12 protein-coding genes and 2 pseudogenes are annotated in these 11,861 nt (G+C 70.4%); 4 read left to right on the plus strand and 10 right to left on the minus strand.

What is annotated here, in order from left to right; translation table 11 throughout:
* Positions 1-22 precede the first annotated feature (22 nt).
* Positions 23-1,333 (minus strand): tRNA dihydrouridine synthase DusB, encoded by a 1,311-nt coding sequence (gene dusB, locus HMPREF3105_RS05165; RefSeq protein ID WP_246830334.1) that lies wholly within the window; start codon positions 1,331-1,333, stop codon positions 23-25.
* Positions 1,334-1,452: 119 nt separating this feature from the next.
* A complete protein-coding gene (locus HMPREF3105_RS05170) occupies positions 1,453-1,869 on the minus strand; it encodes an ankyrin repeat domain-containing protein (RefSeq protein WP_002856236.1) in 417 nt (138 codons plus the stop codon).
* A 139-nt stretch (positions 1,870-2,008) separates the two neighbouring features.
* Here HMPREF3105_RS05170 and HMPREF3105_RS05175 point away from each other — a divergent pair, with 139 nt between their 5' ends.
* Positions 2,009-2,263 carry an LLM class flavin-dependent oxidoreductase gene (locus tag HMPREF3105_RS05175; RefSeq protein WP_070708914.1) on the plus strand — a complete coding sequence of 85 codons (255 nt, stop codon included), beginning with the start codon at positions 2,009-2,011 and terminating at the stop codon, positions 2,261-2,263.
* Positions 2,264-2,305: 42 nt separating this feature from the next.
* Here HMPREF3105_RS05175 and HMPREF3105_RS05180 read toward each other — a convergent pair whose 3' ends face one another.
* Positions 2,306-2,695: a heavy metal-responsive transcriptional regulator gene (locus HMPREF3105_RS05180; protein ID WP_010079214.1), complete on the minus strand. Its 390-nt coding sequence runs from the start codon at positions 2,693-2,695 to the stop codon at positions 2,306-2,308.
* A 107-nt stretch (positions 2,696-2,802) separates the two neighbouring features.
* On the opposite strand from HMPREF3105_RS05180, the gene merA reads away from it, so the two are divergent.
* Positions 2,803-4,227 carry a mercury(II) reductase gene (gene merA / locus HMPREF3105_RS05185; protein WP_010079213.1) on the plus strand — a complete coding sequence of 475 codons (1,425 nt, stop codon included), beginning with the start codon at positions 2,803-2,805 and terminating at the stop codon, positions 4,225-4,227.
* A 369-nt stretch (positions 4,228-4,596) separates the two neighbouring features.
* Here the strand turns inward: merA and HMPREF3105_RS12660 are convergent, their stop codons facing one another.
* The 7 genes and pseudogenes from HMPREF3105_RS12660 to HMPREF3105_RS05215 all read right to left on the minus strand — a co-directional run bounded on the left by HMPREF3105_RS12660 (position 4,597) and on the right by HMPREF3105_RS05215 (position 10,799).
* Positions 4,597-5,136, minus strand: a complete 540-nt coding sequence (locus HMPREF3105_RS12660) for a hypothetical protein (RefSeq protein ID WP_080555874.1) — start codon at positions 5,134-5,136, stop codon at positions 4,597-4,599.
* Entirely contained in the window at positions 5,087-6,373 is a 1,287-nt protein-coding gene (locus HMPREF3105_RS12665) for a relaxase/mobilization nuclease domain-containing protein (protein ID WP_024034594.1), read from the minus strand. The genes HMPREF3105_RS12660 and HMPREF3105_RS12665 overlap by 50 nt, the downstream gene beginning before the upstream one ends.
* A complete protein-coding gene (locus HMPREF3105_RS05200; protein WP_010079211.1) occupies positions 6,370-6,960 on the minus strand; it encodes a hypothetical protein in 591 nt (196 codons plus the stop codon). Before HMPREF3105_RS05200 ends, HMPREF3105_RS12665 begins: the two co-directional genes overlap by 4 nt.
* Positions 6,957-8,378 (minus strand): Rep family protein, encoded by a 1,422-nt coding sequence (locus HMPREF3105_RS05205; protein ID WP_070708916.1) that lies wholly within the window; start codon positions 8,376-8,378, stop codon positions 6,957-6,959. The genes HMPREF3105_RS05200 and HMPREF3105_RS05205 overlap by 4 nt, the downstream gene beginning before the upstream one ends.
* Before the next feature lie 342 nt (positions 8,379-8,720).
* Positions 8,721-8,969: a hypothetical protein gene (locus tag HMPREF3105_RS05210; protein WP_007321353.1), complete on the minus strand. Its 249-nt coding sequence runs from the start codon at positions 8,967-8,969 to the stop codon at positions 8,721-8,723.
* A pseudogene (locus HMPREF3105_RS13775) lies at positions 8,969-9,181 on the minus strand (hypothetical protein). Before HMPREF3105_RS13775 ends, HMPREF3105_RS05210 begins: the two are co-directional and overlap by 1 nt.
* Positions 9,182-9,362: 181 nt before the next feature.
* A complete protein-coding gene (locus tag HMPREF3105_RS05215; protein ID WP_070708917.1) occupies positions 9,363-10,799 on the minus strand; it encodes a recombinase family protein in 1,437 nt (478 codons plus the stop codon).
* Positions 10,800-10,837: 38 nt separating this feature from the next.
* On the opposite strand from HMPREF3105_RS05215, the gene HMPREF3105_RS05220 reads away from it, so the two are divergent.
* The gene (locus tag HMPREF3105_RS05220; protein ID WP_070708918.1) at positions 10,838-11,614 is read left to right on the plus strand and encodes an LLM class flavin-dependent oxidoreductase; all 777 of its coding nucleotides are present in this window, start codon (positions 10,838-10,840) and stop codon (positions 11,612-11,614) included.
* Positions 11,611-11,861, plus strand: a pseudogene (locus HMPREF3105_RS05225) (MFS transporter); the annotation flags it as partial. The gene HMPREF3105_RS05220 and the pseudogene HMPREF3105_RS05225, both read left to right, overlap by 4 nt.

An 11,861-nucleotide genomic window follows, 5' to 3' on the forward strand; every position in this document is an offset into this window, starting at 1 on the left:
GGCGGGCTCCGGCGTCGTGGGCTCAGCCACCGGAGACGTCCAGCTCGGCGGCCTGGATCATGGCCTGCTGCTCGGCATTGAGCTCGCGGGAGTCGAGCCAGCCGTCCGGCAGGTGCGGGCGCTTGGGGGCGCCGGCCCGGCCGCGCGGGCCCTCGGCGGCCTCGCCCGGGTAGGGCTGGTCCCGGTCCACGCGGGCGAGGATCTCGCGCATCGTGGCGAGGTCCGGGACGGTGGACAGCGCGGTGCGGATCTCCGAGCCCACGGGGTAGCCCTTGAAGTACCAGGCCACGTGCTTGCGGATGTCCCGCAGCGCCTTGAGCTCGTCGCCGCCGAAGGTGTCCACGAGCAGCTCGGCGTGGCGGTACAGCGTGTCCGCGACCATGCCCAGGGTCGGGCGGAACCGGTCCTGGCGGCCCTCGAAGGCGGCCTGCAGGTCCCCGAACAGCCAGGGCCTTCCCTGGCAGCCGCGGCCGATCACGACGCCGTCCACGCCCGTGCGCTCGACCATCGCGATGGCGTCCTCCGCGGACCAGATGTCGCCGTTGCCGAGCACGGGGATGTCCGGCAGGGCCTCGCGCAGCCGGGCGATGTCGTCCCACACGGCGGTGCCCGAGTAGAACTGGCGCGTGGTGCGGCCGTGGAGGGCGACGGCGGCGACGCCGAGGTCGCGGGCCGTGCGGCCGGCGTCGAGGAAGGTCAGGTGGTCCTCGTCGATGCCGCGGCGCATCTTCACGGTCACCGGGATGTCCTTCTTCGAGGCCTCGGTGACGGCGGCCTTGACGATCGAGGCGAACAGCTCCGACTTCCATGGCAGGGCCGAGCCGCCGCCGCGCCGGGTCACCTTCGGCACGGGGCAGCCGAAGTTCATGTCGATGTGGTCGCAGCGGCCCTCCTCGACCAGCATCCGCACCGCCGCGCCGGTGGTGACCGGGTCCACGGAGTAGAGCTGCACGGAGCGGGGCACCTCGTCCGGGTCGTGCTGGATGATCCGCATCGACTCGGGCTTGCGCTCGACGAGCGCGCGGGCCGTGACCATCTCGTTGACGTAGAGGCCGCCGCCGTACTCGCGGCACAGGCGGCGGAACGCGGTGTTGGTGATGCCGGCCATCGGGGCGAGCACCACGGGAACGTCGATGGTCAGCGGCCCCAGCCGCAGCGGGGGCAGGGCCAGGCGGTCCGTCGTCGGGGCGGGGTGGCGGGCCTCGTGGAGCTGATCGTCGTCGGTGATGCGTCGACCCGCGCCGGCGGACTTGGCGTAGTGCGCGGCGTGGATGTCGGCGACGTCGTCGGCGTCGGTCACCGCCGCGGCGGGGAGGGTGTGGGAAGAAGTCATGTCGGACCCCATTCTTCCATTCCGCCCGGCACCCGCGTCACCGTGCCCCACGACGAGGCCCGCTGGGAGGCGATCGCCGAGGCGCCCCGCCGGGACGGGCAGACCGTCCTCCCGGCGGGTCAGGCCTCCGACGCCGGCGCCGCGTCCCCGCCGTCGAGCACCGCCAGCAGGTCAGCACCGGCGAACATCTGAGCGGTCTGCCGGGCCGACGGCGTGCCGGCATCGGGGTCCGCGCCGGCCGCGAGCAGATGCCGCATCGAGGCGACATCCCGTTTGAACGTGGCGCAGGTCAGGGCGCGCTGGCCGCGATCGTTGGCGTGCTCGATCTCGGCGCCGGCCTCGATCAGCATCGCCACCGTGTCCGGGTGCTCATGGTAGGCGGCGAGGGTGAGGAACGAGTCGCCCGCGTGGTTGCGCAGGCGCGTGCTCACCCCGGCGTCCAGGTATGCCTTCAGCTGGGCCGTGTCCCCGTCCCGCGCCATGTCGAAGAGCCGGTTCGCCAGCTCGATGTCCTTCTCGCTCCACTGCTCGCTCATGCCCGCCAGTATGGCGGACGCCGCGGCGATCGACCGCTCCGCAGCGACATCTCCGCGGGTCTGCCCGCAGGTGATGTCGCCGGCCGGCGGTCAGACGAGCACCGGGAACAGCCCCGCCCGCCCCGCGGTTGCACCCGGCATGACCCGCAAGCACCTCGGCTTCCTCAACTTCGGCCACTGGATCCACCGGCCCGGCACCGCCCCGGACGCGCGGCAGGCCCTCGACGACGTCGTCGCGATGGCCGTGGCCGCCGAGGACGCCGGACTCGACGGCGCCTGGCTCCGCGCCCACCACTTCCAGCGGATGTTCTCCTCACCGTTCCCGATCCTCGCCGCGATGGCCGCCCGCACCGAGCGGATCAGCCTCGGCACCGGCGTGATCGACCTGCGGTAGCGCATGTCGGGCTTGTGGCGTTGGTGCGACCGGCTCTGCCGTTTACAGGTACCGGCAGACCTGGTCCGCGCTGCACGAGTCGGGGTCGGGCTGCGCGGCGTCGCGTCTGAGCTCGGTGATGGTGTCGCGCAGCGCGGCGAGCTGGGCGATCTGCTGCTCGATCTCGGCGAGGCGTGCGTCGAGGAGGTCGCGCACGTGCTCGCAGGGAGCAGCGCCGTCGTCGCGGATGTCGAGGATCTGGCGGATCTGGGCGAGGGTGAGGCCCGCGGCCTGGCCGCGGTGGACGAAGTCGATCCGGGCGGCCGTCTCGGGCGCGTAGTCGCGGTATCCGGACGGCGTGCGCTCGGCCGGCGGCAGCAGGCCCTGCTCCTCGTAGAACCGCAGCGTCTTCGCCGTCGTTCCCGCCCGCTCGGCGAGTTCCCCGATGCGCATCGCAGGCCCCCTCTTCTTTCGGCAGAAGTCCTCTTGACCTTCCCCTGCACTGGAAGGTCCAGTATGGCTGAGACAGACCGGAAGACCAAGTGTTGACAGGAGCTGCGATGCCCACGAAGTACGACCTCGCCATCATCGGATCGGGCGGTGGTGCGTTCGCCGCCGCGATCCGCGCGACCACGCTCGGCAAGTCGGTGGTGATGATCGAGCGCGGGACGCTGGGCGGCACCTGCGTGAACACCGGCTGCGTGCCGTCGAAGGCCCTGATCGCCGCGGCCGACGCACGGCACTCCGCGGCCGACGCCGCCGACCGGTTCCCGGGGATCGCGACGACGGCGGGGCCGGTGGACATGCCCGCCCTGATCGCCGGGAAGCAGGCGCTGGTCGAGTCGCTGCGGGGCGAGAAGTACGCCGACGTCGCCGACTCCTACGGGTGGGCCGTCCGCCGCGGCGACGCCGCGTTCGCCGGCACCCCCGACGCTCCGGTCCTCCAGGTCGCCGGGGACGACGGCAGCACCGAGACGATCGAGGCCGGGCACTTCCTGGTGGCGACCGGCTCTCGGCCGTGGGCCCCGCCGATCGACGGCCTGGACGAGACCGGGTACCTGACCTCGACCACGGCGATGGAGCTGACCGAACTCCCTGAGTCCCTGCTCGTGCTCGGCGGCGGCTACGTCGCCCTGGAGCAGGCGCAGCTGTTCGCCCGGCTCGGCTCCCAGGTCACCGTGCTGGTCCGGTCCCGGCTCGCGTCGAAGGAGGAGCCGGAGGTGTCCAGGACGCTGGAGGAGGTGTTCGCCGACGAGGGCATCCGGGTGGTCCGCCGCGCGCTGCCGACGCGGGTGTCCCGCGACGCCGCGACCGGGCAGGCCGTCGTCACCGCGGACGTCGCCGGGGGGCGGGAGGAGTTCCGCGCCGACCAGGTGCTCGTCGCCCTCGGACGACGACCGGTCACCGACGGGCTCGGCCTCGACAGGGTCGGGGTCGAGACCGGGGACCTCGGCGAGGTGGTCGTCTCCGACCGGATGCAGTCCTCCCACCCGCGGATCTGGGCCGCGGGCGACGTGACCGGCCACCCCGAGTTCGTCTACGTCGCCGCCCACCACGGCACCCTCGTCGCCGAGAACGCGTTCGCCGACGCCGACCGGGCCGTGGACTACGCCCGACTGCCGAGGGTGACGTTCACCGGCCCGGCGATCGGCGCGGTCGGGATGACCGAGAAGGACGTCGTCGCCGCCGGGATCCGCTGCGACTGCCGCGTCCTGCCGCTGCACCACGTGCCCCGCGCACTGGTCAACCGCGACACCCGCGGCTTCGTCAAGATCGTCGTGGACGCCGACACCGGGAAGATTCTCGGCATCACCGCCGTCGCCAAGGACGCCGGCGAGCTCGCCGCCGCCGGGGTCCACGTGCTCGGCAAGACGGTCGCCGAGGTCGCCGACGCCTGGGCCCCCTACCTGACCATGGCCGAGGGCATCCGGATCGCCGCCAAGGCCTTCACCACCGATCCGTCGCTCCTGTCGTGCTGCGCGTGAACGCGCACGCAGACAATCGGGGGGAACGCTCAGCTGGGAGAGGAACAGACGATGAGCGGCGATAAGGACCACGACTCGCATCGCGCGGGCGTGCTTGTCGGTGCTGGGACGGGCTTGCTCCTGTTGGCATGCTGCGCGCTTCCGCTGCTGATCTGCTGCGGCCTGCCTCTCCTCGCCGCGGGCGGAGCCCTCGCAGGTATCGGAGGTTTCCTCGGCAACCCTTGGCTCATCGGTGCCGGGATCGCAGTCGGGGTGGCCGTCACAGCGGCGATCGTCCTCCGGCGACTGCGGCGGCACCGACGTCGCTCGACCGGCTGCTGCGGCAATCGTTCGACTACTGACCGGGGTCAGTAGTTCGAGTGGCTCCAGTCATCGTCGCCAGTTCGGCCACGTCGGCATCCCGCGACCCTTCCAGGTCTCCACGAGGCCAGCAACCCAGCGGACGGACGCGAAGACCCCGTAGCCGGCCGCCGCGAGGCCCGCGGCGATCACGAGCCAGCGCCCGATCCCGAGCCACACGCTACCGTCCACGTCCAGCGCCCACTGAGCGCCTGTGATGAGCCCAGCGATGCCCATCCAGAGCCCGGCGACGACCACCACCACCGGCAGGAGTGCGAGGCACATCGCGGCGGCGGCCGACCAGAGCTGACGGGCCTCCAGCTTCGCCGTGGCAGCGATGATCCGCTCGGCGCGCTCGTTCGATGCGTCGAGGTTTGCCGCGATCGTGGCAGACGCCTCCCCGGCGACCTGTTCGACGGCCTTCACGACTCGCTCCTCGGTGCGCTTTTCGATCCGCTGCACCGCGCCGCCGACCTGGCTGACGAGCTTCTGGTTCGCCGCGGCCTGCGCCTTGAGCCCCTCAATCGCCGATGCCGTAGCCGCGTGATTCCTCTGCGCCTCCGCGACCAAGCTCTGCGACGCGGCGTTCAAGCTCTCGCCGTTGAGACTCTGCGCGAACTCGCCGAGCGTGCTCGCGATCTCGTTCAGCCTGCTCTCGATACTCGCGATCCTCGCGGACGCGTCGCTGGAGGGCGAGGAGGTCGACGCCGAGGCCGTGATCCGCTCCAGCCGCCTCGTCGTCTCCTCGTCCATGACCTTCACGAACCCTGCGAGCTTCTTCTGCTGCTCGGCCAGCCGGTCGAGCCTCGCGTTCTGCGCCTCGACGGCGGCGAGGATCGAGGTCAACGCCTCCATCGTCTCCGGACTGTCGAGCTGCTGCTGCGATCCGCTCTGCGCGTTCTGCTGCTTCAGCCTGTCGAGCGCTGCGCTCATGTTCCTGCTCCTCCTGCTGCTGGTGATAGTCGAAGAACGCCTGCGCGCCCTCCGGGGTGAAGTCCGCCGAGAGTGCGCTCGCGCGCTTGCGGCGCTCGGCGCGTCCGGACTCGCCGCGGCGGTCCTCGATGTAGAGCGTCCAGGTCTCCTGCCCGGCGCGCTTGCCCTTCTTGCTGACGGGGCTGTGCAACCGCATCCGCGGCACCCGCTCCCCGTCATCGCCGAGCTGCTGGTTCTGCTCCTCGATCACCGCTTCGAGACCGGCCTTGTCCACCGCACGGGGATCAGCCAGGGCGGCGCTCATCCGGTCGCCCATCTCGCGGTCGAGCCCGCCCTCGGCGAAGTCCTCGCGGCGCAGCTCCCAGTCCTTCGGCGCGTGCTCCAGACGCTTCACGACCGAGAGACCGTGCTCGCGCATGAGCTCGTCGTTCGCTGACTGAACGCCCCGCTGGTTCCCGGCCTTGCGGTCGTGGAACGTGCGATAGTCCGAGAGCGCCTTCCCCGTCCGATTGCTGTGGTTGATGACCAAGATGTGGTTGTGCGGCTTCTTCCCGCGTCCGTCCACATGGCTCACCACGAGGCAGTCCGCGTTGGGGTGCATCTTCTTCGCGAGCTGGTAACCCAGATCGTTCACCCGCTGCACGTCCTCAGGATTCTTTGGGTCGAACTCGTCGTCGCTGAACGACTGCCTGTAGTGCAGCGCCTCGACGTCACGCTTCGTGTTCTGGGTGAGCGCGCGGGCGCGCGCCGAGAACGCGCCGGGGCCTCCCGGCACGTCGCCCGTGATCGCGACGCCGCGCTCGTCCTCCTTGCCCCGGATGTAGCGCTCGGTGTCGGCGGCGTTGGCGCTCGGACTGTAATGCGTCGTGCTCATGAGGCCGCCCGATCCCCGAGCAGCGCGCGGACCTCGTGCAGCAGCTCGATCAGCTCGGGCACCTCCGCCGACAGCGCCACCGGCTCACCCGCGCGAGCACGGCGGTCCAGGTCGTTGACGTTGATCGCGAGCGGGCGCACCTGGGCGGCCAGCTCCCGAGCATCAGCAGACGCCTGCACGCGCTCCTCGACCCCGAGCAGCTGCGCGGCCACGGCGGCATCCAGCTCCTCGCTCCGAGAGGCGTGCAGGGCATCGCGCACGACGGTCCGCACCCACGTGCTCGGAGCCAGCCCGAGCCGCTTCGCACGAGTGCGAAGCGCCGCGAGCGTGGCGTCATCGAAGCGGGTGTCGAGCCTCCCGCCGCCCCCACGACGACGCTTCGCGCCGCCGTGACTCTGGCGCACAGCCTCCGCATCAGCCCGACCGGTGTTCACCTGGGAGTCGGTCTGCTGCTCCACCTGTACGCCAGAGTGGCAAGCAGTAGCCGTGTCGGACGTTTCGCTGGCGCTCATGTCCTCCCCGGCTGCTTGCGAGGGGCCTCCGGCCCCCTCGACCCCCTGGAAGAGCGCATCGCGTTCGGTGCTCATGCGGCACCTCCGATCAGCGCCAGCGGCACGTCAGGGCTCCGCACCGCGAGCCCACCCAGCAGCTCAGCAACCGCGCCCTCCGCATCATGTTCGGCCGAGGTCTCCGGGCCGTAGGTCAGTTCCCGCGACCCGACGTTCTGGTGGTACGCGTTGCCGTACATACCGGGCGTGTGCGCGGCGGTCGGAACGCTGCACTGGTGCCACTCGAAGGGCTCGATCTTCCCGATGTGCTGCACGAGGTAACGATTGATGTCGTCGGCACGATAGACCTTCACGACCGAGGCCAGCCGGCGGATGAACTGGTCCAGCGCCTCGTCCACGTTGCCCTTCTGGCGGGCGTAGTAGAAGAACTCGACGGGCTCGATCGTCGCCGTGATGACGATGAGGCGCGGGGCGACCTCGCCCTTGTTCTTGTAGCGGGCCTTCGCAGGCGAGGCGTTGTACGGATCGAGCAGCAGCAGCCAGTCGTTCGCATCCATCGCCGAGGCCCGCAGATCGTCCAGCAGCAGCACTTCCTCGCCCCGCCAGTCATCAAGCGGGTTCCCCGTCGCGGCCCGGTAGACCTGCCACCGCTCGCCGTGCGCGTTCGCCGCGTTGATCGCCTCGGTAATGAAGTCCGTGGCGAACCGGGTCTTGCCGATCCCGGCATCCCCATGGACGAACACCACGTGCGTCGAGAACTCACCGGCGCGCAGCTTCGCCGCCGCCCGGTATGCGCGACGCTGGCCGTAGGCCGACAGCGCGTCGTCGATCTCCCGCTGATGCCGCGAGTAGATATCGAACAGCTCGTCCGTGAGCATGATCTGATCCCGCGTGATCTCACCTTGGAGAACGCGCTCCCGCATGTCCTCGAAGTTCTCGGCGACGATCTTCTTCTTCAGGTGGGCGCGGCCCTTCAGCCACGTCTCCCGGCGCTGGGCGTCGATCCCGAGGTAGTCAGGCCCACGCACCGTGGCGACCTCCGAAGGCGCGTACTGGTGCTTGTCCGCGTACTTCACGTGCGTCAGATACGACAGCATGTTGTCGAAGGCGTACCGCCCGCGGCCAGGCTTCTCGACGTACTGGGGCTCGACGCCGATGCCGAACGCGAGCCGATCCAGCGGCGCACTCTTCGCACGGCTGGCGAACTTGATCACGGCGTGCAGGTGCTCGGGCTTCGGTTCGACCACCAGGGCCTTCTCCGTGTCACTCCAGACCTCGCGCTCGTCCTTGTCGTGCACGATGCCGTAGGCCTCGACGACCTGGCAGCCGGTGGCCTCGAGCCGCTGCACCACGTAGGCGAGGATCGCCTCGGCACCCTGCTGGAGCAGCGCGGCCCCGTTCGGGTCCTCGGCAGCCCAGGCCCAGTACGACGGATCGAGGTACTGCGTGAGCCCGATGCTCGTCGGGTTGTTCTCCTGCTTAGCCACGGCGACCACCCCCGCCGCGGGCGGCGCGGAGGGCCTCAGAGGGAGTGCGGCGCCTAAATGACCCCCTATTGACCCCCAAATGAGACCCCATATGATCCCGCGGGACCACGCGACGGAGCGAGGGCGGAACAGGCCGCTGACCAGGCATGTTGTTGCAAGGCGCGGCAATCGACAAGCCCTTGCCGCGCCCGTAGGAACGAATGGGGGTCTCGTAACTCTTAGAGTGCGAAGCACGGCTACGGGCAGCCATCACGACGACGGGCAGCCCGCCTTCGGCGGGTGCCAGGCCAGGCCCTCCGGGCGGGGTCAGGTTGGTGGGAGCGGTGCTGAGGTTGCGTGCGTCGGCGTACATCAGCGACCACCGCCCCGGCCGTAGCGCTTGATGACAGCCTGATGCGTGACGCCGAGGGCGTCGCCGATCCTGGCCCAGGTCACCCCATCGGCTCGGGCGTCGGCGACGGCGATCTCGACGGCCTCCTCCAGCACAGAGCGGAGCACGCCGAGGTCGTAGAGCTGGGCCTCGGCGTCGGCGAGGGACGGGTCGCCCTGACGCCAGCGGAAGCCGGTCAAGTGATCGAAGGCGGCGGAGTTCGCGCTCATCAGCGACCACCGCCCATCACAGAGGCAACGGCGGCGCGCTGGCGCGGGGTCAGCGGAGTGAGTGCCAGGCGCTCACCGGCTCGGCGGCCAGCGGCGCGGGCGGCGGCGATGACGGGATCGTGGCCGTCTGCCTACGGAGAAGGAGCGGAGCCCTGATCGAGGCCAGGGCGGACGAGCGCGGATGCGCGGGGAACGTCGATAACGACAGACATCGGAAGTCCTCAGACATGAGTATCTTCCGGTTCCCCGCCACGGTAATTGGGCTGTTTGACCGGCTACTCATCCGGGAGCAGAACCCCGCGCTTCTAAGTCGCGGCCCCGGTGGGATCTTCTTGTCTGCAACCATTCTTCCATGACTCGACTCACCAGTGCAATGACGAGTCGAGTCATGAGTCAGTCGCGTCTCGGCTCGATCCGCACGAGATCGGGGTCGAACTTCACGTGACCCGGCATGATGGGCTCGATGGTCACCGTCACCAGCTCGTCCACGAGCATCCGGCGACGGTCCATGTCCAACGCCTTCCACTTCGACTCGACAACCTCGCGGCGCTCCGCGGTGCCGACCGGCTCATCGACCTCCGCCAGCAGCTTCGCCGCCACCGACACCGAGCGGTCGAGCAGCTCCGCGTCGATCTCGTCGATGCGAGCCTTCACGTCGTTGATCGCCGCCGTGATCTCCAGGACCGGCTGATGGATGTCGCGCAGCAGCGGGCTCAGCTCCTTCACCCGCTCGACCAGGGCGTTCCGTTCGGTCAGCAGTTCCTCGCGATCCGGCCCGGCGGCTTCCTGCGGCATCACGAGGTCGTGCACGTCCACGGACGACAGGCGCGTGAGCACCGCCTCGGTGACCATCGCATCGACGGGCTCGCGCTGGCGGGTGAGATGGAACTGCTCGCCACAACGGTACGTCGGCTGCTTGCGGCTGTTCGTCCCCGAGACGAGCGTCGCGCCGCACTTCCCACAGAGGCCGATCGTGGACAGGAGGTACTTCGGCTGATTGCCCTGCCTCGCCGACCTCCGCACGTTGTCCTCCAGCTTCGCCACCGCGGCCCGCCACGTCTGCTCGCCGACGATGGGCGGGAACGCCTCGCCCTGCACCGGGTACAGCTCGCCGGTCTTGTAGTGGCGGATGAAGCCAGCGTAGAGCGAGTTCGCCAGCAGATACCGCACAGCATCGACGGAGAACTCCGACCCGCGGGCGGTGAGGTGGCCAGCGCTGTTCAAGTCCTCCCGGATGCGACGGATCGACAGCGACGGCTCACCGAGGAACGCATCGAAGGCCCGCCGAACTGCGGCGGCCTCCTCCTCGATCAGCTCGCCCTCCCTCGTCCAACCGAACGCCTTCCAGGTGGACGCCGGGATGCCTTCGGCGCGGCGGCGCTCGTTCGACCTGATCTGCCGCTCCGCCTTGCGTCGAGCCTCGAACCGGGCGAGAGCGGCGAGCATCGTCGCTCGGAACTCTCCGTCGGCCGTCGAGAGGTCGATCTCGCCGTCCACTGTGACGACGCGCAGGCCGAGGTCGATCAGCGTGTTGAGGTCCTTCGTGCTCCGCAGCAGTCGGTCCATGTCCACGGCGACGACCATCGAGAATCGACCTGCTCGGGCGTCGTCCAACATCTCGGCCCAGCGGGTGCCAGCTCGACGCTTCTTCGTCGCCGACACCGCGTTGTCCTCGTAGACCTCGACCACGTTCCAGTCCTTGGCCTCGGCCAATGCCCTGATCTTCCTCAGTTGTGTATCGACCGTCCAGCGGTCGCCTTTGCGGTCCATGGAGGCGCGGACGTAGGCCGCCACCTCGTTCGTCTTCCTCAGCGCTACCAGTTCGACCATGCAACCAAGCTTACGTGGACGAGTGTTGCAACCCCGACATGCGCTATGAGAACCCCCTGTACATGGCCGAGGCCGCCGCCACCACGGACCTCCTCTCCGGCGGCCGGCTCGAGCTCGGCGTCTCCCGCGGCTCACCCGAGGCCGCCCTCGACGGCCAGGCGCAGTTCGGCTACGCCCTCGCCGAGGGGCAGACCTGGGCCGACGTGACCCGCGAGCGCGGACGCCGGTTCCTCTCGGCCGTGCGCGGTGAGGGCATCGCGACGCCGGACCTCACCTCCGGCTGGGCGCACAGCTCGGAGCCGCTGCGGATCGAGCCGCACTCCCCCGGGCTCGCGGACCGGATCTGGTGGGGGTCGGGCTCCGTGGGCTCGGTGGCCGGCGCCGCCGCGGACGGCTACAACATGCTCTCCTCCACCCTGCTCCTGCAGGACGACGGCCGCCCCTTCCACGTCCAGCAGGCCGACCAGATCGCCCGCTACCGGGAGGCCTTCGCCGCGGCCGGCCACGCCGGTCCGGGCCGCACGGCGGTCACGCGCTCCGCGTTCGTCATCCAGGACCGGGAGGACGAGCTGTACTTCGGCCGGGAGCGGGCCTCGCGCGACTCCTCCGGCATGCTCGAGGGCGGCGCCGCCCGCTCCGGCCCGACCTACGCCGGGTCCGCCGAGGAGGTCGCGGAGAAGCTCGCCGCCGACGACGCCGTCGCCGCCGCCGACTGGGTCCTGTTCGCCAACCCCAACCAGCTCGGGGTCGAGTACAACGCGAAGATCTTCGCCGGCTGGGCGGAGGTCTGGCGCCTGCTCGGCTGGGATGCATGAGCGAGGCCCCGCCGCACCTCCCGGCCGCCGACGACGGCGTCGCCCAGGCCCGTCGCGCGCGCTGGGCCGTCACCGCCGCCTTCGCGACGAACGGCGCCCTGCTCGGCGCGCTCATCCCGCACTACCCGGAGGCCAAGCCCGCGTTCGGCCTGGACCCGGCCGTCTTCGGCCTGCTCGTCATCGCACTCGCCGTGGGCGGCACGCTCGCCGGGCCCCTGCCCGCGCCGATCCTGCGCCGGTTCGGCGC

The sequence above is a fragment of the Micrococcus sp. HMSC31B01 genome, from assembly GCF_001816085.1.
In the GTDB taxonomy this organism is placed as follows: domain Bacteria; phylum Actinomycetota; class Actinomycetes; order Actinomycetales; family Micrococcaceae; genus Micrococcus; species Micrococcus luteus.

What these genes read in the sequence shown, in the direction of transcription:
- dusB (WP_246830334.1), bottom strand. Translation starts at nt 1,333, where the DNA reads ATGACTTCTTCCCACACCCTCCCCGCCGCGGCGGTGACCGACGCCGAC.
- HMPREF3105_RS05170 (WP_002856236.1), bottom strand. Translation starts at nt 1,869, where the DNA reads ATGAGCGAGCAGTGGAGCGAGAAGGACATCGAGCTGGCGAACCGGCTC.
- HMPREF3105_RS05175 (WP_070708914.1), top strand. Translation starts at nt 2,009, where the DNA reads ATGACCCGCAAGCACCTCGGCTTCCTCAACTTCGGCCACTGGATCCAC.
- HMPREF3105_RS05180 (WP_010079214.1), bottom strand. Translation starts at nt 2,695, where the DNA reads ATGCGCATCGGGGAACTCGCCGAGCGGGCGGGAACGACGGCGAAGACG.
- merA (WP_010079213.1), top strand. Translation starts at nt 2,803, where the DNA reads ATGCCCACGAAGTACGACCTCGCCATCATCGGATCGGGCGGTGGTGCG.
- HMPREF3105_RS12665 (WP_024034594.1), bottom strand. Translation starts at nt 6,373, where the DNA reads ATGAGCACGACGCATTACAGTCCGAGCGCCAACGCCGCCGACACCGAG.
- HMPREF3105_RS05200 (WP_010079211.1), bottom strand. Translation starts at nt 6,960, where the DNA reads ATGAGCACCGAACGCGATGCGCTCTTCCAGGGGGTCGAGGGGGCCGGA.
- HMPREF3105_RS05210 (WP_007321353.1), bottom strand. Translation starts at nt 8,969, where the DNA reads ATGAGCGCGAACTCCGCCGCCTTCGATCACTTGACCGGCTTCCGCTGG.
- HMPREF3105_RS05215 (WP_070708917.1), bottom strand. Translation starts at nt 10,799, where the DNA reads ATGGTCGAACTGGTAGCGCTGAGGAAGACGAACGAGGTGGCGGCCTAC.
- HMPREF3105_RS05220 (WP_070708918.1), top strand. Translation starts at nt 10,838, where the DNA reads ATGCGCTATGAGAACCCCCTGTACATGGCCGAGGCCGCCGCCACCACG.